Here is a 20,027-nt window from a genome sequence, read left to right on the forward strand (position 1 = left end):
CCACCCTCGCGGAACGAGCGCCTTTCGGCCAGCGATTTCAGCCAGCGATTTCAGGCGGTGAAGCTGGGCGGCCGCTTCTCCAGGAACGCGTTGATGCCCTCGCGGCCCGAGGCCGAGCCGCCGAGCGCGGAGATGGACTGCGCTTCGCGGCGCAGCGCGGACTCGGGGTTGGGGTCGGCGACGTCGCGGATCAGGTGCTTGGTGCGGGCCAGCGCCTCGGGGGAGCCGGAGAGCAGGGTCGCGACGACCTCGTCGACCGTGGCGGCGAGGTCGTCGGCAGGTACGACGCGGGCGACCAGCCCGGCCTCGAGCGCCTCGGTCGCGGAGAGCATGTCGCCCAGCAGGGTCAGCCGGAGCACCCGGTGCAGCCCCAGGGTGTGCACGAGGAGCGAACCGCCCCCGTCGACCGAGAGGCCGACCTTCGCATAGGCGAGGCTGAACTTCGCCCGGTCGGCGGCTATGACGATGTCGGCGGCCGCGGCCAGCGGGAAGCCGACCCCGGCGGCGGTGCCCTGGACGGCGCTGACCACGATCGCGTCGCAGCGGACCAGCTCGGTGATCATCCGGTTCGCGCCCTCGGCCAGCTCGAGGATGTAGGGGCCGAGATCGTCGGCGGCCGCGAACCCGGCCAGGTCGCCGCCGACCGAGAAGTACTTCCCCTCCGCGGCGAGCACGATCACCCGCGCCGAGTCCGCCTTCGCCCGCAGGATCGCGGCCAGCAGCTCCTCGCCCGCCTTGGGGGAGAAGACGTTGCCCCGGTCCGAGTTGGTCATCGTGATGCGCGCGCAACCGTCGGCGTACTCGTAGCGAATCAGGCTCATGCGCGCATCCTGCCAGGTGCGCGGCTAGGGTCGCAGCGTGATCACGGTGCGTCGGGTGGAGGTCGAGGAGACGTATCCGTTGCGGGCGAAGGTGCTGCGCAACGGTGGGCCGCCGGAGGCGGCGAAGGTTCCGGGGGACGACGGTCCCGAGGTCGCGACGTACGCGGCGCTGGATGTGGACGGGAGCCTGATCGGGTGTGTGGGGCTGTTCCCCGAAAGCTGCCCTGATCTGGCCGAGCACCCGGGGAGAGGGTGGCGGATCCGGGGGATGGCGACGGCGGACGGGTGGCGCGGGCGGGGTGTCGGAGCCGAGGTGCTGCAGGCGGCGCTGGACCATGTCGTAGCCGAGGGCGGTGGGCTGGTCTGGTGCAACGCGCGTACGCCGGCTGTGCCGTTCTACGAGCGGGCCGGCTTCCAGGAGATCGGTGAGCCGTGGGACGACCCCGAGATCGGCCCGCACGTGCGGATGTGGCGCGCGGTGTGATCGGGTTCGCGCGGCGGGCGTCGGGCGGCGTACTCTTTCCTTACCAGCATTTGAGCCGTTATCAGCGGCGAGCTCCGGGAAGAACCGGTCCAGCTTCGGCAGGGCCTCAGTAGAACCCGGCGGGAGTGGCCCGTCACAGCCGAAACGAAGTGGCCCAGGCATGGGTAAGCAGGGTGGTACCGCGGTCGCAAGATCGTCCCTGTGGTGACAACAACCCACTACCACCCAGCAGGAGATGCCGCCGATGGCCTATCCCAAGGTCAGCTCAGCCACTGTCCCGGCCAGCCCACGATTCCCGGAGATCGAGACGCAGATTCTCGACTACTGGAAGAAGGACGGGACGTTCCAGGCGAGCATCGACAACCGCGACGCCGGGCAGAACGGCGAGAACGAGTTCGTCTTCTACGACGGCCCGCCGTTCGCCAACGGCCTGCCGCACTACGGCCACCTGCTGACCGGCTACGTGAAGGACATCGTCCCGCGCTACCAGACGATGCGCGGCAAGCGCGTCGAGCGGCGTTTCGGGTGGGACACCCACGGCCTGCCCGCCGAGCTCGAGGCGATGCGCCAGCTCGGCCTCAAGACCACCGACGAGATCGTCGAGATGGGCATCGACAAGTTCAACGCGGCCAGCCGCGCCTCGGTGCTGAAGTACACCGGTGAGTGGCGCGACTACGTCACCCGCCAGGCGCGCTGGGTGGACTTCGACAACGACTACAAGACCCTCAACCCCGACTACATGGAGTCGGTGATCTGGGCGTTCAAGACGCTCTACGACAAGGGCCTGGTCTACGAGGGCTTCCGCGTCCTGCCCTACTGCTGGCAGGACGAGACCCCGCTGTCCAACCACGAGCTGCGGATGGACGACGACGTCTACAAGGATCGCCAGGACCCCGCGGTCACGGTGGGCTACGCGCTCGAGGCGACCGGTGAGGACGAGGTCCTCGACGGCGCCCACATCCTGATCTGGACCACCACGCCGTGGACGCTGCCGTCCAACCTCGCCGTCATGGTCGGCTCCGAGATCGACTACGTCGTCGTGGAGGGCCCGGTCCCGGGCACCGACGAGGTGGCCAAGTACGTCCTCGCGGAGGCTCGGCTCGCGGCGTACAAGAAGGAGCTCTTCCCCGACGCCGACGAGGCGACGGTCCTGGGCCGCTACAAGGGCGCCGAGCTGCTCGGTCGCGCCTACACCCCGCCGTTCTCCTACTACGCCGGGCGCGAGAACGCCTTCCGCGTGGTGGCGGCCGACGACGCGGTCACGACCACGGACGGCACCGGTGTCGTGCACACCGCCGGTGCGTTCGGTGAGGTCGACAAGGAGGTCACCGACCGGGAGAACATCGAGGCGGTGATGCCGGTCGGCAAGGACGGCAGGTTCACCGCGCCGGTCAACGAGTACGCCGGGATGCTCGTCTTCGACGCCAACCTGCAGATCATGGACCACCTCAAGGCGGTCACCCGTGGCGAGGCCGGGGGATCGGTCTCGCCGGGCACGATCCTGCTGCGCCGCGAGTCCTACAACCACTCCTACCCGCACTGCTGGCGCTGCAGGCAGCCGCTGATCTACAAGGGTGTCTCGAGCTGGTTCGTCGAGGTCACCAAGATCAAGGACCGGATGCTCGAGCTCAACCAGCAGATCCGCTGGGTGCCCGAGCACATCCAGGACGGCCAGTTCGGCAAGTGGCTGGAGAACGCCCGCGACTGGTCGATCACCCGCAACCGCTTCTGGGGCTCGCCGGTGCCGGTGTGGAAGTCGGACGACCCGACCTACCCGCGCCTCGACGTCTACGGCTCGTTCGCCGAGCTGGAGCGTGACTTCGGCACCCTCCCGAAGGACGCCGAGGGCAACCCGGACCTGCACCGTCCCTACATCGACGACCTGGTCCGCCCCAACCCGGACGACCCGACCGGCAAGTCGATGATGCGCCGGGTCTCCGACGTACTCGACGTCTGGTTCGACTCGGGTTCGATGTCGTTCGCCCAGAACCATGTCCCTTTCGAGAACGAGGAGTGGTTCGAGCACCACTTCCCGGGCGACTTCATCGTGGAGTACATCGGCCAGACCCGCGGCTGGTTCTACACCCTGCACATCCTGGCGACCGCGCTCTTCGACCGCCCGGCGTTCTCGAGCTGCATCAGCCACGGCATCGTGCTGGGCTCGGACGGGCAGAAGATGTCCAAGTCGCTTCGCAACTACCCGGATGTCAACGAGGTCTTCGACCGCGACGGCGCCGACGCCATGCGCTGGTTCCTGATGTCCTCGCCGATCCTGCGCGGCGGCAACCTGGTCGTCACCGAGCAGGGCATCCGGGACTCCGTACGCCAGGTGATGATCCCGCTGTGGAACAGCTGGTACTTCTTCCAGCTCTACGCCAACGCGGCCGACCTGGAGACCACCGGCTCGACGGCGTCCACGGACCCGCTGGACCGCTACGTCCTGGCCAAGCTGCGCGACTACGTCGCCGAGATGACCACGGCCATGGACAGCTACTACGTCGCCGAGGCGTGCGAGGCGACGCAGCGATTCATCGACGTGCTCACGAACTGGTACATCCGGCGTAGCCGGGAGCGGTTCTGGAACGAGGACAAGGCCGCCTTCGACACCCTCTACACGGTGCTGGAGACGGTGACCCGCCTGGTCGCGCCGCTGCTGCCGCTGACCACCGAGGAGATCTGGCGTGGTCTGACCGGCGGCCGTTCGGTGCACCTGACCGACTACCCGGTCGTCTCCGATCTGCCCGCCGATGACGACCTGGTCGCCCGGATGGACGCGGTCCGTGCCGTCTGCTCCTCGACCTCTGCCCTGCGCAAGGCACGCAAGCTCCGCAACCGCCTGCCGCTCGGTGGCCTGACCGTGGTCGGCGCCGACATCGCGGGTTTTGAGGAGATCGTCGCCGACGAGGTCAACGTCAAGTCGGTCCGACTGCTCCCCGCCGACTCCGAGGAGGCCGGCACCTACGGCATCGAGCAGAAGCTCGCCGTCAACGCCCGCGCCGCCGGTCCGCGCCTGGGCAAGGACGTCCAGAAGGCCATCAAGGGCTCCAAGTCCGGTGACTGGTCGGTCTCCGAGTCCGGTGAGGTCGTTGCCGGTGGCCTGGCACTGGTCGAGGGTGAATACACCCTGGAGACCGTCGCCGGTGCCGCCTCCGACGACATCGCAGTCACCATGTTGCCCGCCGGCTTCATCGTCCTGGACACGGTCGTCACCCCCGAGCTCGCCGCCGAGGGCCTCGCCCGCGACCTGATCCGCGCGGTCCAGCAGGCCCGCAAGGACTCCGGCCTCAACGTCGAGGACCGCGTCACCCTCTCGGTGGCCGGCTCCTCGACGGTCCGCGAGGCCGCCACCACCCACGCCGACCTCATCGCCCGCGAGACCCTTGCCACGACGTACGACGTGGTCGACTCCCTCGAGGGCAACCCGGTCGACCTGGGCGATGGCGAGAAGGCAACCATCGCGGTCGCCAAGGCCTGAGGATCTGTGAACCCTAGGAGGGTGAGTCACGCCAGGCGTGACTCACCCTCCTAGGGTTCGTTCGCGTCGGAGTTGTCGTGCAGGCGCAGACGTCCGAAGCGTGCGATAACTGGTGCGTGGAGATCTCGGGGTCCGGTGCCGAGCAGAGACAGGCGTGGGACGAGGAGCACGCGCCGCGGCTGATGGAGGCGCAGCGACGCCAGCAGGACGGTGTGCTCAGCCATGCGCAGTTCGCGACCGGCGGTGTGACGCGCGCTGATCTGATCAGGATGCAGCGGCGCAAGGAGATCGTGCGAGTGCATCCGCGGGTGTACGTCGACCACACCGGTCCGCTCACCTGGCACCAGCGCGCCTGGGCCGCCGTGCTCTATGCCGGGTCCGCCTATGTGTGTGGTCCGAGTGTGGAGGCTCCACGGGTGGAGAAGCCGCTCCTGCCTGGGATGATCCCCGACCCTGTCCATGTCGCCATCGACCAGACCCGTCGTGTCATGCCCCAGCCCGGCATCGTGATCCACCGGCTCACTAACCTCGAGACCCACGCCTACGGAGGCGTCCCTCCTCGCTTGAGGCTCGAGGACAACGCGATGCTGATGGCGCATGAGGCCAGTTCGGAGATCGACGCAATCGCGAGTCTCGCTGACGTTGCCGGCCGGACCTATGTCACGCCCGGCTCACTTCGTGGAGCACTGAGTCGCTTCCCGTCCCTGCGTCGTCGGGCGTGGATCGCCAAGATCCTCGACGACCTCGAATCCGGCACGAACTCTGTGCTCGAGCACGGCTATCTCAGGAAGGTCGAGCGTGCCCATGGACTGCCGCAGGCCGAACGACAGACCGTGCGGGCGACTCCTGAGGGCAGCCAGTTTCGAGACGTGGAGTACGCGGCGTACGGACTCGTCGTGGAGCTCGACGGGGCGTTGGGGCATGACACGTGGCGCACTCAGGCTCGCGACGCGGACCGGGTGCTCGACGACCTCGCCGCAACGGGCACGGTCACCGCGCGGCTTCGCTGGCACCAGGTCTTCGACACGCCGTGCCGGACCGCACAGAGGATCGCGAGGGTCCTGGCGTCCCGCGGGTGGGCAGGCACTCCGGCGCCGTGTGGCGACGACTGCCTGGTCGTTCGGGAACCCCAGGAGACCGAGTCACGTGTGGCGTGATTGAGCCTCCTAGGGTTTCGTAGTAGCGACGGCACGGCGGGCAGGCGCCCCCTATCGTTGAGGGCGTGGAGGGTCCTACGCTCAAGGAGCTCGCGGTCCAGGCGCTGTCGTCGGTGGAGCACGGCTACGACCTGCTGGCGCCGAAGTTCGACGCGACGCCGTTCCGGACGCCGGACTGGATGCTCGCCGCCACGATCACGGCGCTGCGCGAGCACGGGCCGTTCGAGCGGGGCCTCGATGTGTGCACGGGCACGGGGGCGGGGCTGGAGCTGCTCGAGGAGGCGACCGCTGAGCCGCCGACCGGGGTTGACTTCAGTGCCGGGATGCTGGAGCAGGCTGGAGCCGCTCACCCCGGCGCCGACCTGGTGCGGGCGGATGCTCGAGCGTTGCCGTTCGAGGCTGCGTACGACCTGGTGGTGACCTTCGGGGCGTTGGGGCACTTCCTGCCGGAGGAGCGGCCGGCGCTCTTCGAGGGCATCCACCGGGCGCTGCGGCCGGGTGGGGTGTTCGCGCTGCCGGTCAGCCGGGCGCCGGGACCGACCCACCCGGCCTACTGGCTGCTCACCGGCTTCGACCTGGTGATGCGGGTGCGCAACGCGGTGTGGCGGCCGAAGTTCGTCATGTACTACCGCACCCACCCCAGGCCGGCGCTGTTCGCCGACCTGGCCGACGCCGGGTTCATCGTCGAGACGACGCCGATGCCCGGTGTCGGCGAGCTGATCATCGCTCGCCGATCACCGGGCTGACGTTCGCCGACACCTCAGGCGCGGCGCGGGTTCCGCTCGGCCAGCCGGGCGGCGATGACGGGAACGATCACGACCGCGGCGACGAGGTGGGAGATCACCAGCATGATGTTGGTGGCGTAGGAGTCGGTGACGGCGATCAGGCTCGGCACCAAGGAGAGCGCCGTCAGGGTCCAGGCGGTGCGCTTCCAGGTCGAGCGCGGACGCTTGGCGAAGCGGGCCAGGCACACGGCGGTGATGATGCCGATCAGGCCGAGCTCGGCGACGGCCCAGGCGAGCCCGGTCGCGGGGATCGCGGCGGGATCGACGCCGGTGCCCGGGAGTGCGACGTTGAACGGTACGCCGACCGCGCGGGCGAAGAACTCGTAGACGCCGGTGACCAGGGCGCCGGCAAGGACGGCGGCGACGCTGACGAACCAGACCGGCATCCGCGCAGCGAACTGGCCGCGGGAGGTGGTCGTGGCCTGGGTGTAGGTGCTGGTGCTGGTGCTCATGATGGTGCCTCTCGCTGGTGGTGGTGTGTCGCGGCTCGTACGGCCGCTTCTCACTCACTCCACGAACGGCTCGACACCGATCCGACAGCTCCCGCGAAAAAAGTTTCCGCACGACGAAGATCACACCCTCCAGGGCTTCCCATCCAAGGTAAGGCCGGTGAGCCTTTGTCGGCATGACCCGCAAACCTCGGATCGCGAAGCTGCTGAGCCCCCTGATCGGGCTGTTCGGCCTCCTGTTCATCGCCAGTGGCGCCGCCACCTACTACCTGGCGCACACCCAGCTGAAGGCGCAGGAGATCACCGTCGCCGACGATGCCTCCTTCCTCGCCGGAGACATCGTCGACGGCCCGTTCTCGGCCTACGTCCAGGCGGCCACCGTCGAGAAGCACGCCCTGGGGATCACCAAGGGCAAGACGTACGCCGAGCTCGACCAGGAGGACCCGATCCGCCCGGTCGCGGCGGAGTCCTCGTTCGTACGCGCCTCCCTGCTGACCGCGGTCACCGCCTTCGGTCTCTCGGCGCTGGTCGCAGGCCTCGGCGTCGTGCTGCTCTTCGTCGCCTTCGCTCTCGGGTCGCTGACCCGGGCCCTCGCACCGGCGAAGGAGAAGGCCACGGACGAGACCGACGGTCTCGAACCGGCCACCGCTTGACCCCCACCCACTCATCGACGGGCCCGGGAAGGCATCGCCTTCCAGGGCCCGTTCCTCCGTTCTCAGCCCAGGCGCCGGAACGCGCGGACGGAGAGCGGTACGAAGATCGCCAGCAGGACCGCCGGCCAGGCCAGGGCCAGGAGCGTCGCGTGGTCGGCGAGCACGCCGGAGGTGATCCCGGTCGGGTTGCCGAAGAGGTCGCGACAGGCCGTGGCGGTCGCCGAGACCGGGTTCCAGGCGGCGATGAAGCCGAGCCAGCCGGGCATGGTCTCGGGCGAGACGAACAGGCTCGAGCAGAACCCCAGCGGCCACACCAGCACCTGCACCATCGTCAGTGCACCCTCCATCCGCAGGGTCAGCCCGAGGAAGATGCCCAACCACAGCATCGCCAGGCGCAGCCAGAGCAGGAGCCCGACCGCGGCCGCCGCCTCGAGGAAGGTGCCTTCGATCCGCCACCCGATCAGCAGCCCGCCGAGCATCAGGACACCCAGCTGGACCGCTGAGTTGCCCAGGTCGGCGATGGCCCGCCCCAGCGGCACCGCGAGACCGCTCATCGGCAGGGACCGGAACCGGTTGGTGACGCCGCGCTTGGTGTCCTCGGTGACCACGGCCATGGTGCCGTCGATGCCGAACATCATCGTCAGCGCGAGCACTCCGGGCAGCAGATAGGGCAGGTACGACCCGCCGCCCGGCATCTCGATCGCGCCGCCGAACAGGTAGCCGAAGATCAGCAGCATCATGATCGCGAACAGGATCCCGAACACCGGGCCCCACGGCTCGCGCTGCCAGTGCTTGAGGTCGCGGAGCGTGATCACCCAGGTCTGTCGCAGGGTCGAGGTGAGGGCGGTCATCGGGCGGCTCCTTCGTGGTGGTGCTCGGTCTCGGGGGCGGTCAGGTGGAGGAACACCTCGTCCAGGGTCGGCCTGCGCAGCAGCACGTCGTCGACCGTGATGCCGGCGGAGTCGAGGCTGCGTACGACCTCGACGACCGCGGCACCGCCACCCGCCGCACCGGCCTCGACGGTGACCTCGAGCCGGTCGGGGTCGACGACGGCGGCGGAGCCGAGGACGCCGGCGATCCGGGCGAGGTCGTCGGGCCCGGTCGCGGTGATGATCACCCGGTCGCCGCCCAAGTCGCTCTTGAGCGCCGACGGCGTGCCCTCGGCGATCACCCGGCCCGCGCCGAGCACGGTGACCATGCCGGCCAGCTGGTCGGCCTCGTCCAGGTACTGCGTGGTCAGCAGCACCGTCGTCCCGTCGGCGACCACCTGCCGCACCATCTCCCACACCTCGTGGCGGCCGCGCGGGTCCAGCCCGGTGGTCGGCTCGTCGAGGAAGAGGATCCGCGGCCGGGTGACCAGGCCGGCGGCGATGTCGAGCCGGCGGCGCATCCCGCCGGAGTAGCCCGAGACCTTCCGGTCGCCGGCGTCGGTGAGGCCGAAGGCGTCGAGGAGGTCGCCGGCGCGGCGTACGGCATCGGCCTTCGAGAGGCCGTGCAGGCGGCCGAACATGACCAGGTTCTCGCGGCCGTGGAGGGCCTCGTCGAGCGCGGCGCTCTGCCCGACCAGGCCGATCGTGGAGCGGACCCGGGCGGGGTGGCGTACGACATCGTGGCCGCCGACGCGCACCTCGCCGGCGTCGGGCCGGGTCAGGGTCGCGAAGACGTTCACCGCGGTCGACTTGCCGGCACCGTTGGGCCCCAGCAGGGCGTGCACGGTGCCGGCGCCGACCTCGAGGTCCAGGCCGTCGAGCGCCTGGGTGTCGCGGTAGCGCTTGCGCACACCGCGGGCGGAGAGCGGACTCATCGCGCCACCTCGATCCGGAACACGCCGCAGCGGCCGGCGACCGCCTCGAACGCCTCTGGCGTCAGGTCCGTGACCACCCCGGCGTCGAGCATGATCTTGGCCCCGTCGGCCATCCGGTCGGGCCAGAGCCGGAGCACCGTCAGTGCCTCGTCCCCCTCCACCTCCACGAGGCGCACATCCTCCGTGCTCCTCCCGATCCGGAGGGTTGCGCGGCCGGAGGCGGCACGTACGTTGCGGGCCCAGTCGGCACCCGGGAAGCCTTCGAGCAGGTAGCGCCCGCCGTTCAGGTCCAGCACGGAGAGCGGGGTGCTGCGGGGCTTGCCGCTCGTGCGGCCCTGCACGGTGAGCACCGGCAGCTCCTTCATCCCGAGCCCGGTCTTCGACAGGGTCATGAAGACCTTGTTCATCGGCTTGAGCCAGCGCGGCGGCACCGGCTTCGCTGCCGCCGCGGAGAGCGGCGAGTTCGCATCGTTCGGCATCTACGTTCCTCCAATTCCGTACGCTGTACGAAGATCTCAACGGAGTGACTGTAGCATTTGTTCCGTACGACGTACGAAATTATTTCGGATGAGGTTACGATGGGCGACGTGCCGGACCAGCCAGACCAGTCGGACCCCTCCCTTCGCCTGCTGTGGCGCCATCGGGGCGGAGTGCGCGAGGAGCCGAGGTCGAAGCGGGGGCCGAAGCAGAAGGTGAGTGTCGACGAGATCGTGGATGCCGCGATCGACCTCGCCGACGCCGAGGGCCTGGCCGCCGTGACGATGCGCGCGATCGCCCAGCGCTTCGGTCTGGGGGCGATGACGCTCTACTCCTACGTGCCCAACCGGGACGCGCTGCTCGTGCTCATGGCCGACCAGGTGACCGGCCGCGCCGAGCTGCCGGAGCTGCCCGCGGACCCGCGCAAGCGCCTCGAGCTGGTCGCCAACCTCACCCACGACGAGCTCCGGGCCCATCCGTGGCTGCTCGAGGTGCAGGACGTACGCCCCTGGCTCGGGCCCAACATGAGCGACCGCTACGAGTGGCAGCTGCAGGCGGTCGACGGTCTCGGGCTCTCGGACCTGGAGATGGACCAGACCGTCGCCGTACTGATCGGTTTCGCGGGCAACATCGCGCGCAGCGAGCTCATGAAGCGCCGCGCCGAGCAGGTCACCAAGATGACCGAGGCGGAGTGGTGGGAGGCCAACTACGACACGCTGAGCGAGGTCATGGCGGGCAGCCACTATCCGCTGGCCAACCGGGTCGGCACCGCCGCCGGCGAGGCCTACCAGGCGGCCACCGACCCCGCGCGCGAGCTCGACTACGGCCTGGCCAGGATCATCGACGGCGTCCTCGCGCACGTGGGCCGCTAGCCGGAGCCGCGCGACCAGTTCTGCCGAGTCGGCTCGTTGTGACCGTCGAGCCCGCCGAGTCGGCTCGTTGTGACGAGCCGACTCGGTGTCGGTTTGGGTCAGAACGAGCCGACTCGGCGTCGGTTTGGGTCAGAACGAGCCGACTCGGCGTCGGTTTGGGTCAGAACGAGCCGACTCGGCGTCGGTTTCGGTGAGGACGAGCCGACTCGGCGAGATGGGAGACCAGGTCGGCGGAGTCGTCGCGGGCGCCGTCGATGTAGGTCGAGCGCCGGCGCCGCAGGACCGGGAGTCCGGTGACGTAGAGGCCGGGCAGGTCGGTGATGCCGCCGTCGTGACGGATCGCGCCCTTGTGGTCGAAGACGTCGGCGTCGAGGAAGCGGTGGTCGGGCTTGATACCGGTCGCCCAGACGATGGAGCCGATCTCGCCGGAGGTCAGCGAGAGCGACAGCAGCGGTTCGGGTATGCGGGTCGGCTCGAGCCGCTCGCCGGAGCCGCCGACGGCCTGGTCGATGCCGGCCAGCAGCCGGTTGGCCTTGAGGTCGGCGAGAGCCGCCATATTCGTCAGTGAGCCCGAGAAGAGCGCGGAACCGTCGCGCAGACCGGCGAGCTTGCCGACGATGCGGACCCCCGCGTCCTGCAGCGTGTTGAGGTCGAGCGTGGTGGTGCCGCCGACGAGCTGGAAGGAGGAGAGCCGCCGGGCGCGGGTGATGTCGTCGAGCTCGTCCCAACGCTCCTCGAGGATGCCGGCCTCCTCGATCCAGGCGAAGATGTCTCGCCCGCGGTAACGGCGCGGCACCCGGACGTGCTCACCGACGGCCAGGGTCACCGGCCGTCCGGAGGCCTGCAGCTCCGCCGCGATCTGTACGCCACTGGCGGCCGCCCCGACGACCAGTACGCCGCCGGGCGGGAGCTGCGAGGGGCGCCGGTAGTCGATGGCGTGCACCGAGGGCAGTCCGGGTGGGAGCTCGGCGGCGAGGGCGGGCAGGACGCCGCGTACGGATCCGGTGGCGAGCACGACCTGCTCCGCCGACCACGGACCGGTGGAGGTCTCGACCAGGAAGCCGCTCGGGCCGGGGGAGATGCGGTGGACCTCGACGTTGTCGTGCACCGGAGCCGCGATCAGGTCGGCATAGCCGGTGACCAGCGAGGCGACCTGGGCGGCGGTGAGGAACTCGTCGGCCTCGGCAGGGCCGAGCAGCGGGTCGGCGAGCCCGGGCAGCCGGTTCATCCAGCCCGGGGTCAGCAGGCGGAGCGAGTCCCAGCGCTGGGTGCGCCACGAGTGAGCGACCTGCCCGCGCTCGAGGACGACATGGTCGATCCCCTCGGCGCTGAGCCGGTGGCTCACTGCGAGGCCACTGTGCCCCGCCCCGATCACCGCAACGGTGGTGCGGCGAGACGGGACACCGTTGCTCATGAGACCGAGACGCTGACCGCGGTCGGGTTGGTGAGGATGTCGAAGACGGCCGAGCGCTTCTGCGACTGCGCGACCAGCGCCTCCACGTCCTCGGGGGAGGCGTCGGCGTCGATCGAGTAGTTCACGCGTACGCCGGTGAAGCCGTTGCGTACGTCCGCGTCGGCACCCAGGATGCCGCGGATGTCGTGGTCGCCCTCGATGGTCGCGGTGACGGAGTTGAGCTGGATGCCGCGCTGCTGGGCGACGGCGGCGACGCCCGCGGTCAAGCAGCCGCCGAGCGCGACCAGGACGGTCTCGACCGGCGTGGGGCCCTGGTTGTCGGCGGCGAACTGGGGCGGGTGGTCGCCGTCGGACTCGAAGGAGCGCTGGGTCTCCTGCTCCTCGCCGAGGCCGAAGAAGCCCTCGACCTTGCTCTTGGAGTGGGTGCCCTTGACCCAGGTGTTGGTGGCGCGCCAGGTGAACCTGGCGGCCTCCGGGGTCTCCTGCAGTGCGGCCCGCGCGCCGAGGAGGGCCTCGACGTTGACGCCGTTGTCGACGGTGGTTTCGGTCATCTGAGTCTCCTGAGGTAGGTGATGAACCAGTTATAGCCCAGTAACTTAGTCAACTAAATAGATCAGCGTTGTGTCTTGCGTGCCGAGATCACGCCGGTGTCGAACCCGGCCAGGTGCAGGCCGCCGTGGAACCGGGCGTGCTCGATCTTGAGGCAGCGGTTCTGGACGACCGTCGCTCCGGCCGCGCGTGCCGTGGCCGCCGCCTCGTCGTTGGTCAGCCCCAGCTGGAGCCAGACCGCCGGGGAGCCGAGCCCGACGACCTCCTCGACGACCGCGGGCAGGTCGCTGGCCCTGCGGAAGACGTCGACGATGTCGGGGGTCTCCGGGAGATCGCCCAACGAGGCGTGGACGGTGTGTCCGAGAACTTCGCGGCCCGCGGCGTTCGGGTTGATGAAGTAGAGCCGGTAGTCGGTGTCCTGGGTGAGGTAGGTGGCGACGTAGTAGCTCGACCGAGCGGTGTTGGGGGAGAAGCCGACGATCGCGATCGACCTCGCCGCCCGGAGCAGCCCTTGCCGCTCGCGTGCGGTCGGCTCGTGGGGAATCCGTGGAACGGCCATCAGATCTCCTTCGTCGCGGCGGTCAGCGCCTGGTCGAGGTCGTGGATGATGTCATCGGCGTCCTCGATGCCGACGCTGATCCGCACCAGGCCGGGGGAGACCCCGGCCTCGACCAGCCGCGACTCGCTGAGCTGGCGGTGGGTGGTGGACGCCGGGTGGATCACCAGGGTCTTGGCGTCGCCGATGTTGGCCAGATGGCTGGCGAGCTCGACGGACTCGATGAACCGCTCGCCGGCGGCGCGACCGCCCCGGACGTCGAAGGAGAAGACGCTGCCGGGCCCCTGGGGTAGATACTTCTGTGCCCGCGCATGGTGCGGGTGCGAGGGCAGCCCGGCCCAGCGGACGTGCTCGACCCGAGGGTCGGCGGCAAGCCATTCGGCCACCACCTGCGCGTTCTCCACGTGCCGCTGGACCCGCAGGGCCAGGGTCTCGACGCCGAGGGCGAGCTGCCACGCCGACTGAGGCGACAGGGTCGCGCCGACGTTGCGCAGGTGCTCGGCGCGGAGGCGGGTGAGGAAGGCGTACTCGCCGAAGTTGCCCCACCACGACAGGCCGCCGTAGTGCTCGACCGGCTCGTGGAAGAGCGGGAAGCGTTCGGGGGAGTAGGTGAAGCGGCCCGACTCGACGACGACCCCGCCGAGCGTGGTCCCGTGGCCGCCGAGGAACTTGGTCGCCGAGTGCACCACGATGTCGGCGCCCCACTCGATCGGCCGCGACAGGTACGGCGTCGGGATCGTCGAGTCGACCACGAACGGCACCCCGTGCGCGTGCGCGACGTCGGCCAGCCCCTCCAGGTCGGCGATGTCGCCGGACGGGTTGGCGACGGTCTCGGCGAAGACCAGCTTGGTCTCGGGGCGGATGGCGGCTGCGTACGCCTCGGGGTCGGAGGAGGACACGAAGGTGGTCGACACCCCGAAGCGGCGCAGGGTGACGTCGAGCTGGGTGACCGAGCCGCCGTAGAGCTGGGCCGAGGCGACGATGTGGTCGCCGGCGCCGGCGAGGGACGCGAAGGTGACGAACTCCGCGGAGAGGCCCGACGCGGTGGCGACCGCCCCGATCCCGCCCTCTAGCGAGGCGAGCCGTTCCTCGAACGCGGCCACGGTCGGGTTGCCGACGCGGGTGTAGATGTTGCCGTACTTCTGCAGCGCGAAGCGCGCCGCCGCATCGGCGGTGTCGTCGAAGACGAACGACGCCGTCTGGTAGATCGGCAGCGCCCGGGCACCTTGGGCGGCATCGGGGATGTTGCCGGCGTGGATCGCACGGGTGTTGAAGCCGTAGGCATGGTCTGTCATGAAGCTCCTAGGAAGGTTCGGACGAGGTCGAGATAGCCGGGCGGGTCGAGCAGGAACGAGTCGTGGCCCCAGGTCGAGGCGATCTCGTGCCGCTCGACGTCGACGCCGGCGCGGCGCAGCTCCTCCTCGATCAGGGCCGAGTGGGACGTGGCGAAGCGCCAGTCGGAGTCGAATGAGATGACCTGGAACCGGGTGTCCCTGATCGCCGCCGCGAAGCCCGGCACGGCGAACGGGTCGAAGTAGTCGAGGAGGCGGGAGAGGTAGAGGTAGGAGAGCGCGTCGAAGCGGTCGACGAACGAGCTCGCCTGGTGGTCGAGATAGCTCTCGATCTCGAAGTCGATACCGAACCCCGGCGCCGAACCGTCGCGCCGGGAACGGCCGAACTTCGCCTCCAGCCCCGGCTCGGAGACGTAGGTGACATGGCCGAGCATCCGCGCCACCGCGAGCCCGTTCGCGGGGACGACGCCGTGGTCCGGATAGCGCCCGCCGCGGAAGTCGGGGTCGCGCAGGATCGCCTGCCGGGCGACGTTCGAGAGCGCGATGTTCTGGGCGCTCAGCCGGGCGGAGGCGGCCACCAGGACCGCCCGCTCGATCTGGCCGGGCGCGTCGGCGGCCCACTGCAGGACCTGCATGCCGCCGAGCGATCCGCCGACGGCGGCGTAGAGCCTCTCGATGCCGAGGTGGACCAGCAGCCGGCGGTGGACGGTGACCAGGTCCGCGACGCCGATCTGAGGGAACGAGAGGCCCCAGGCGCGGCCGGTGGTCGGATCGGTCGATGACGGCCCGGTGGTGCCCCGGCAACCGCCGAGGAGGTTGGCGCAGACCACGAAGAACCGGTCCGTGTCGACCGGCCGCCCGGGCCCCACCATCGTCGGCCACCACGTCGCCGCCTCGGCGTCGCCGGTGAGGGCGTGGGCGACGAAGACGACGTTGTCCCGGGCGGGCGCCAGCTCGCCGTAGGTGGCGTAGGCGACGTCGACCGGTGCGATTGTGCCGCCGCCGGCGAGCGGCAACGGGCTGGGCTCGTCGAAGAGACGGGCACGGCGCACGGCGGTCATCGACACCCCTCTCTCCATTAAGTCGAGTTGCTAACTAGAGAATTTAGCGTGCGAGTCGAGGTCCCCGGGCGGAGTCTCATGAAGGGCTGGTTGACTAGCGCCTGTGACGACCAGTCCTGAGACTTCCGAGATCGACCTGACGACCGACGTGGTGACGCTGACCCGGCAGCTGATGGACATCAACTCGGTGAGCCTCGATGAGCTCGAGCTGGCCGACGCCGTGGAGAGAGCGCTGACTGCGTACGACCACCTCGTCGTCGAGCGGCGGGGCAACTCGATCGTGGCGCGCACCGACCTCGGTCTTCCCGAGCGCGTGGTCATCGCCGGCCACCTCGACACGGTGCCGGTCAACGGCAACTTCCCGAGCCGACTGGACGAGGCCACGGGCATCCTGCACGGCCTGGGCGCGTGCGACATGAAGTCCGGTGACGCGGTCATCCTCAAGCTCGCCGCCACCCTCCTGACGCCCAACCGCGACGTGACGTACGTCTTCTACGACGCCGAGGAGATCGAGGCCGTCCACAACGGCCTCGGCAAGCTCGCGGCCAGCGAGCCCGACCTCCTAGCCGGGGACTTCGCGATCCTGATGGAGCCCTCGAACGCCGGTGTCGAGGCAGGCTGCCAGGGCACCCTTCGGGTCGAGGTACGCACCACCGGCGAGCGCTCCCACAGCGCCCGCGCCTGGCGCGGTGTCAACGCCATCCACAAGGCCGGCGAGGTGCTGCGCCGCCTGGAGGCGTACGTCCCACGCAAGCCGGTCATCGACGGGCTGGAGTATCACGAGGGTCTGAACGCGGTCTTCGTCAAGGGCGGAGTGGCGGGCAACGTGATCCCCGACGAATGCGTCGTGACGGTCAACTACCGCTTCGCGCCGGACCGGAGCGAGGAGGAGGCGCTGGCGTTCGTGACCGACTTCTTCCAGGGCTACGACGTCACCCTGACCGACTCGGCCCCGGGTGCGCTCCCGGGCCTGGACCGTCCGGCCGCGAAGGACTTCGTCGCCGCCGTCGGTGGCGAGGTCGGACCCAAGTTCGGCTGGACCGATGTGGCGCGGTTCACGGTCCTCGGCATACCGGCGGTCAACTATGGTCCAGGTGACCCGATGTTCGCCCACAAGGCCGACGAGCACGTGCGGATCTCCGAGATCACCACCTGCGAGCAGGCCCTTCGTGATTGGTTGACCGCATGACCCGACGCAGCGGCTCCGGCCCACGCCCCACCAAGGGGCGCCCCGCCGGCAGCACCACCGACCAGCGACTGCTGGACAGCTCCGGCCACGGCGACTGGGTCCACACCGACCCGTGGCGGGTCATGAAGATCCAGGCCGAGTTCGTCGAGGGGTTCAACGACCTCTCCGAGATCGGCCCGGCGATCAGCGTCTTCGGATCGGCGCGCACGCCCAAGGACCACCCGACCTACGCCCAGGCCGAGGCGATCGGCCGGGGTCTGGCCGAGGCCGGTTTCGTGGTGATCACCGGCGGTGGTCCGGGCACGATGGAGGCGGCCAACAAGGGTGCTCTCGAGGCCGGTGGCGAGTCGATCGGCCTCGGCATCGAGCTGCCCTTCGAGGCCAGGCTCAACGACTACGTCAGCTTCGGGCTGAACTTCCGCTACTTCTTCGTGCGGAAGATGATGTTCGTGAAGTACTCCCAGGGCTACGTCGTCATGCCCGGCGGACTCGGCACCATGGACGAGCTCTTCGAGGCGATGACGCTCTCCCAGACCAAGAAGATCACCCAGTTCCCGATCGTGCTGATGGGCGTGGAGCACTGGCAGGGCCTGCTCGACTGGATGCGCGAGACCATGCTGGCCGACGGCCGGATCAAGCAGAGCGACCTGGACATGATCACCCTCACCGACGACGTGGACGAGGCGGTCGAGCTGATGTTGAAGGCGCGTGACTGAGGCGATGGGTTGGATCTTCGCGGCACTCATCGTGCTGGCTCTCGGAGGAGTCGCCCTCGTAGCCGCCGGGACGGGCGCGCCGATGGGAGAGGAGTACGGCGACCAGCCCGATGCTCTGGTGCCCCGCGACCGCGTCCTGGAGGCGGCAGACCTGCGTCACGTACGTTTCTCGGTGGCCATCCGTGGCTACCGGATGGACGAGGTGGACGCTCTGATCGCCCGCCTTGCCGAGGAGGCAGAATGGCGTGAGTCGACCGCGGCCGGCGATGCCGATGCCGAGGTCGGAGTCGGGGGACTCACATCACCAACGCCCGAGCCCGATTCGGGCTCGCCCGACGTCTAGGACAGAATCGCTGCCGTGAGCTTCGCCGCCGTACTCGTCTACGCCGTGACCGCCCTGGTCGCGGTGATCGTTGCGCTCACCTACCTCAAGCCCCATCTCCTGCAGCCGCGGGAGCCGGGTCTACCACCCAAGATCCACCTGTACGCCGGTGCCGCCGGCCTTCTGGTCTGGGTCCTCTTCCTCGTCTCGCCGTCCTCGTTCTTCCTCGGCGGTGACGTCCCGGGTGTGATCGGTCTCTTCGGGATCTGGCTCGCCGCGATCGCCGGCATCTACCTGCTGCTGCGTCGGCTCAAGGAGAACCGCGCCGGGGCTGCCGGCCACGACGACTACGGCTACGGCAACGACTACGACGACGGCTACGACGGCTACGACGAGGAGTACGCAGAGGACGGCTACGGCTACGACGAGAGCGGTTACGACGAGGCCGGCTACGACGACTATGCCGAGCCCGACGGGCGGGCGGGCTACGCGGACCCACGCCGACCGGCTCAGCAGCCTGTTCCTCAACCCATCGCCCCGGCCGTCGCTCAATCCGTCGCCCAACCCGTCGCCCAACCCGTCGCTCAGCAGGGACGCCCGGCGCCTCGCCGGCCCGAGCCCCGGCGAGCGGCATCGGGCGTCGACGAGACCGCCGTGATGGCGCCGGTCGACCGTGACCCCTCGCCTGCTCCGCCCCCTGCTCCGGCGCCTGCTCCGGCCCCGGCTCCGGCTCCTGCGCCGACGCGGGACGGGCAGATCGGTCGCCGCGTGGCCGGGCGGCAGACACCGCCCCCGCCGGCGCCGCAAACCCAGCCGTCGCCGCAGCCCTCCCCGCAGCGGTCTCCGCGGCGGGCGGCCGCACCGCAGCCGCCGGCTCCCCAGCAGCCCGTACGTCACCAGCCCGTGCCCCAGCCCCCGGCCCCGGAGGCTCCTGCCCGGCCGCGGCAGGACCGCCCGGCGCCCGCGCGACCCGCACCGGAGCGGCGAGCCCCGGAGCAGCCGATGCGCGAGCGTCCGGCTCCTCAGCGTCCGGACCCCCAGCGTCCGGCTCCTCAGCGTCCGGCACCGCGTCCCGCGCCCGAGCCCCAGCCGGGTCAGGGCGAGCCTGGCCGCGGCGGCCAGGACCCGTGGGGCCGCCGTCAGGAGCCGCCGCAGCGCCGCTCGCGTGGCTACGACGATCGCTACGACGACCGCCGCAACGACAGCCGCGACGAGTTCGCCGACCGTCGCTACCGGCGCGACAGCAGCTACTCCGACCAGCCGGGCCAGCAGCAGTCGAGCCCGCCGCGCGCGCCACGCCCGGCGCCCCGGCCCGACTCCCGACCGGCACCCCAGCCCGCGCCCACGCCTGCGCCGCAGGCGCCGGGCCGGCCGTCAGGCCGCCGTCCGGGGCAGCAGCCCGAGACGTACGACCCCTACTCCTTCGAGTCCTACGGCCCGCGGGACCGCGACCGGGAACGGGCCGAGCCCCCGGCCCAGACCCCGCCCACGCCCGAGGCCCAGCCACGTCGACGTCAGCGGGAGCAGGGCTACCCTTCGACGACCTCCGGACATCGCGACGAGCCTGCCTATGCGGGCTACGACCAGGCGTACGCGCAGGGCTACGACCACGACGATGCCTACGACCGCGGCTATGAGGAGCGCTACGACCAGCGCTACGACGAGCACTACGACGAGCGCTACGACGATGCCTATGACCGGTCCGTCGGAGGCGATCGTCGAGACCGCGGCGGAGCGTTCTACGAGTCCTCCGGTGCGGCTATCGTGGTGCACGTCACGCTGGTGATCCTGGCGATCTGGCTGACCTGGGCCTACGGAACATCGGTCATCTGACAGGTTCGAAGGCAGGTCAACCCGCCGAAACTCCCACCTTGCCGTCAGGTCTGCGGACCTGATGAGGGATAATGGACGTGCAATGCGCGCTCCGAGGCCATCCGGCAGGTGAGCGCCG

General features: G+C 70.0%; 20 protein-coding genes. 10 read left to right on the forward strand and 10 right to left on the reverse strand.

The window, feature by feature from the left end:
• Positions 1-50 precede the first annotated feature (50 nt).
• Positions 51-821, reverse strand: a complete 771-nt coding sequence (locus BLT25_RS18600; protein ID WP_091049011.1) for an enoyl-CoA hydratase/isomerase family protein — start codon at positions 819-821, stop codon at positions 51-53.
• A 37-nt stretch (positions 822-858) separates the two neighbouring features.
• On the opposite strand from BLT25_RS18600, the gene BLT25_RS18605 reads away from it, so the two are divergent.
• From BLT25_RS18605 to BLT25_RS18620, 4 genes are all read left to right on the forward strand, one after another.
• The gene (locus BLT25_RS18605) at positions 859-1,305 is read left to right on the forward strand and encodes a GNAT family N-acetyltransferase (protein WP_091049014.1); all 447 of its coding nucleotides are present in this window, start codon (positions 859-861) and stop codon (positions 1,303-1,305) included.
• Positions 1,306-1,549: 244 nt separating this feature from the next.
• On the forward strand, positions 1,550-4,780 hold the full coding sequence (gene ileS, locus BLT25_RS18610) for an isoleucine--tRNA ligase (RefSeq protein ID WP_091049018.1): 3,231 nt from the start codon (positions 1,550-1,552) through the stop codon (positions 4,778-4,780).
• Positions 4,781-4,896: 116 nt separating this feature from the next.
• Positions 4,897-5,937 carry a hypothetical protein gene (locus BLT25_RS18615; protein ID WP_176884038.1) on the forward strand — a complete coding sequence of 347 codons (1,041 nt, stop codon included), beginning with the start codon at positions 4,897-4,899 and terminating at the stop codon, positions 5,935-5,937.
• 65 nt (positions 5,938-6,002) lie between these two features.
• Complete coding sequence (locus BLT25_RS18620) at positions 6,003-6,683, forward strand: class I SAM-dependent methyltransferase (RefSeq protein WP_218131414.1); 681 nt, start codon at positions 6,003-6,005, stop codon at positions 6,681-6,683.
• 14 nt (positions 6,684-6,697) lie between these two features.
• On the opposite strand, the gene BLT25_RS18625 is transcribed toward BLT25_RS18620, so the two are convergent.
• A complete protein-coding gene (locus BLT25_RS18625) occupies positions 6,698-7,174 on the reverse strand; it encodes a DUF6069 family protein (RefSeq protein WP_091049023.1) in 477 nt (158 codons plus the stop codon).
• Between the two features lie 173 nt (positions 7,175-7,347).
• Between BLT25_RS18625 and BLT25_RS18630 the strand changes: the two genes are divergently transcribed.
• Positions 7,348-7,824 (forward strand): aromatic ring-opening dioxygenase LigA, encoded by a 477-nt coding sequence (locus BLT25_RS18630; RefSeq protein WP_091049024.1) that lies wholly within the window; start codon positions 7,348-7,350, stop codon positions 7,822-7,824.
• 62 nt (positions 7,825-7,886) lie between these two features.
• On the opposite strand, the gene BLT25_RS18635 is transcribed toward BLT25_RS18630, so the two are convergent.
• Genes BLT25_RS18635 through BLT25_RS18645 form a run of 3 tightly spaced genes read right to left on the reverse strand, consistent with a single transcriptional unit; the run spans position 7,887 to position 10,107 of the window.
• Positions 7,887-8,675, reverse strand: a complete 789-nt coding sequence (locus tag BLT25_RS18635; protein ID WP_091049027.1) for an ABC transporter permease — start codon at positions 8,673-8,675, stop codon at positions 7,887-7,889.
• Positions 8,672-9,628 carry an ATP-binding cassette domain-containing protein gene (locus BLT25_RS18640; protein ID WP_091049028.1) on the reverse strand — a complete coding sequence of 319 codons (957 nt, stop codon included), beginning with the start codon at positions 9,626-9,628 and terminating at the stop codon, positions 8,672-8,674. Before BLT25_RS18640 ends, BLT25_RS18635 begins: the two co-directional genes overlap by 4 nt.
• Entirely contained in the window at positions 9,625-10,107 is a 483-nt protein-coding gene (locus BLT25_RS18645; protein WP_091049031.1) for a nitroreductase/quinone reductase family protein, read from the reverse strand. The genes BLT25_RS18640 and BLT25_RS18645 overlap by 4 nt, the downstream gene beginning before the upstream one ends.
• Before the next feature lie 108 nt (positions 10,108-10,215).
• Here BLT25_RS18645 and BLT25_RS18650 point away from each other — a divergent pair, with 108 nt between their 5' ends.
• Positions 10,216-10,977, forward strand: a complete 762-nt coding sequence (locus tag BLT25_RS18650; protein WP_256328672.1) for a TetR/AcrR family transcriptional regulator — start codon at positions 10,216-10,218, stop codon at positions 10,975-10,977.
• A 160-nt stretch (positions 10,978-11,137) separates the two neighbouring features.
• Here the strand turns inward: BLT25_RS18650 and BLT25_RS18655 are convergent, their stop codons facing one another.
• From BLT25_RS18655 to BLT25_RS18675, 5 genes are all read right to left on the reverse strand, one after another.
• On the reverse strand, positions 11,138-12,391 hold the full coding sequence (locus BLT25_RS18655; protein WP_091049034.1) for an NAD(P)-binding domain-containing protein: 1,254 nt from the start codon (positions 12,389-12,391) through the stop codon (positions 11,138-11,140).
• The gene (locus tag BLT25_RS18660; RefSeq protein WP_091049037.1) at positions 12,388-12,942 is read right to left on the reverse strand and encodes an OsmC family protein; all 555 of its coding nucleotides are present in this window, start codon (positions 12,940-12,942) and stop codon (positions 12,388-12,390) included. Before BLT25_RS18660 ends, BLT25_RS18655 begins: the two co-directional genes overlap by 4 nt.
• Positions 12,943-13,004: 62 nt before the next feature.
• Positions 13,005-13,499 (reverse strand): CoA-binding protein, encoded by a 495-nt coding sequence (locus tag BLT25_RS18665; RefSeq protein WP_091049038.1) that lies wholly within the window; start codon positions 13,497-13,499, stop codon positions 13,005-13,007.
• A complete protein-coding gene (locus tag BLT25_RS18670; protein WP_091049041.1) occupies positions 13,499-14,791 on the reverse strand; it encodes an O-acetylhomoserine aminocarboxypropyltransferase/cysteine synthase family protein in 1,293 nt (430 codons plus the stop codon). The genes BLT25_RS18665 and BLT25_RS18670 overlap by 1 nt, the downstream gene beginning before the upstream one ends.
• Positions 14,788-15,849 (reverse strand): homoserine O-acetyltransferase MetX, encoded by a 1,062-nt coding sequence (locus BLT25_RS18675; RefSeq protein ID WP_091050041.1) that lies wholly within the window; start codon positions 15,847-15,849, stop codon positions 14,788-14,790. Before BLT25_RS18675 ends, BLT25_RS18670 begins: the two co-directional genes overlap by 4 nt.
• Before the next feature lie 103 nt (positions 15,850-15,952).
• Here BLT25_RS18675 and dapE point away from each other — a divergent pair, with 103 nt between their 5' ends.
• From dapE to BLT25_RS18695, 4 genes are read left to right on the forward strand one after another with little or no spacing between them, the layout of a single operon-like run.
• Entirely contained in the window at positions 15,953-17,038 is a 1,086-nt protein-coding gene (gene dapE / locus BLT25_RS18680; protein WP_091049044.1) for a succinyl-diaminopimelate desuccinylase, read from the forward strand.
• Entirely contained in the window at positions 17,035-17,754 is a 720-nt protein-coding gene (locus BLT25_RS18685; protein ID WP_091049046.1) for an LOG family protein, read from the forward strand. The genes dapE and BLT25_RS18685 overlap by 4 nt, the downstream gene beginning before the upstream one ends.
• A complete protein-coding gene (locus tag BLT25_RS18690) occupies positions 17,747-18,097 on the forward strand; it encodes a DivIVA domain-containing protein (RefSeq protein WP_256328673.1) in 351 nt (116 codons plus the stop codon). Before BLT25_RS18685 ends, BLT25_RS18690 begins: the two co-directional genes overlap by 8 nt.
• A 15-nt stretch (positions 18,098-18,112) precedes the next feature.
• Positions 18,113-19,909 (forward strand): hypothetical protein, encoded by a 1,797-nt coding sequence (locus BLT25_RS18695; RefSeq protein WP_091049051.1) that lies wholly within the window; start codon positions 18,113-18,115, stop codon positions 19,907-19,909.
• The last annotated feature ends 118 nt before the right edge of the window (positions 19,910-20,027 follow it).

Origin of the sequence: Nocardioides sp. YR527, assembly GCF_900101045.1 — a bacterium.
Classification (GTDB): domain Bacteria; phylum Actinomycetota; class Actinomycetes; order Propionibacteriales; family Nocardioidaceae; genus Nocardioides.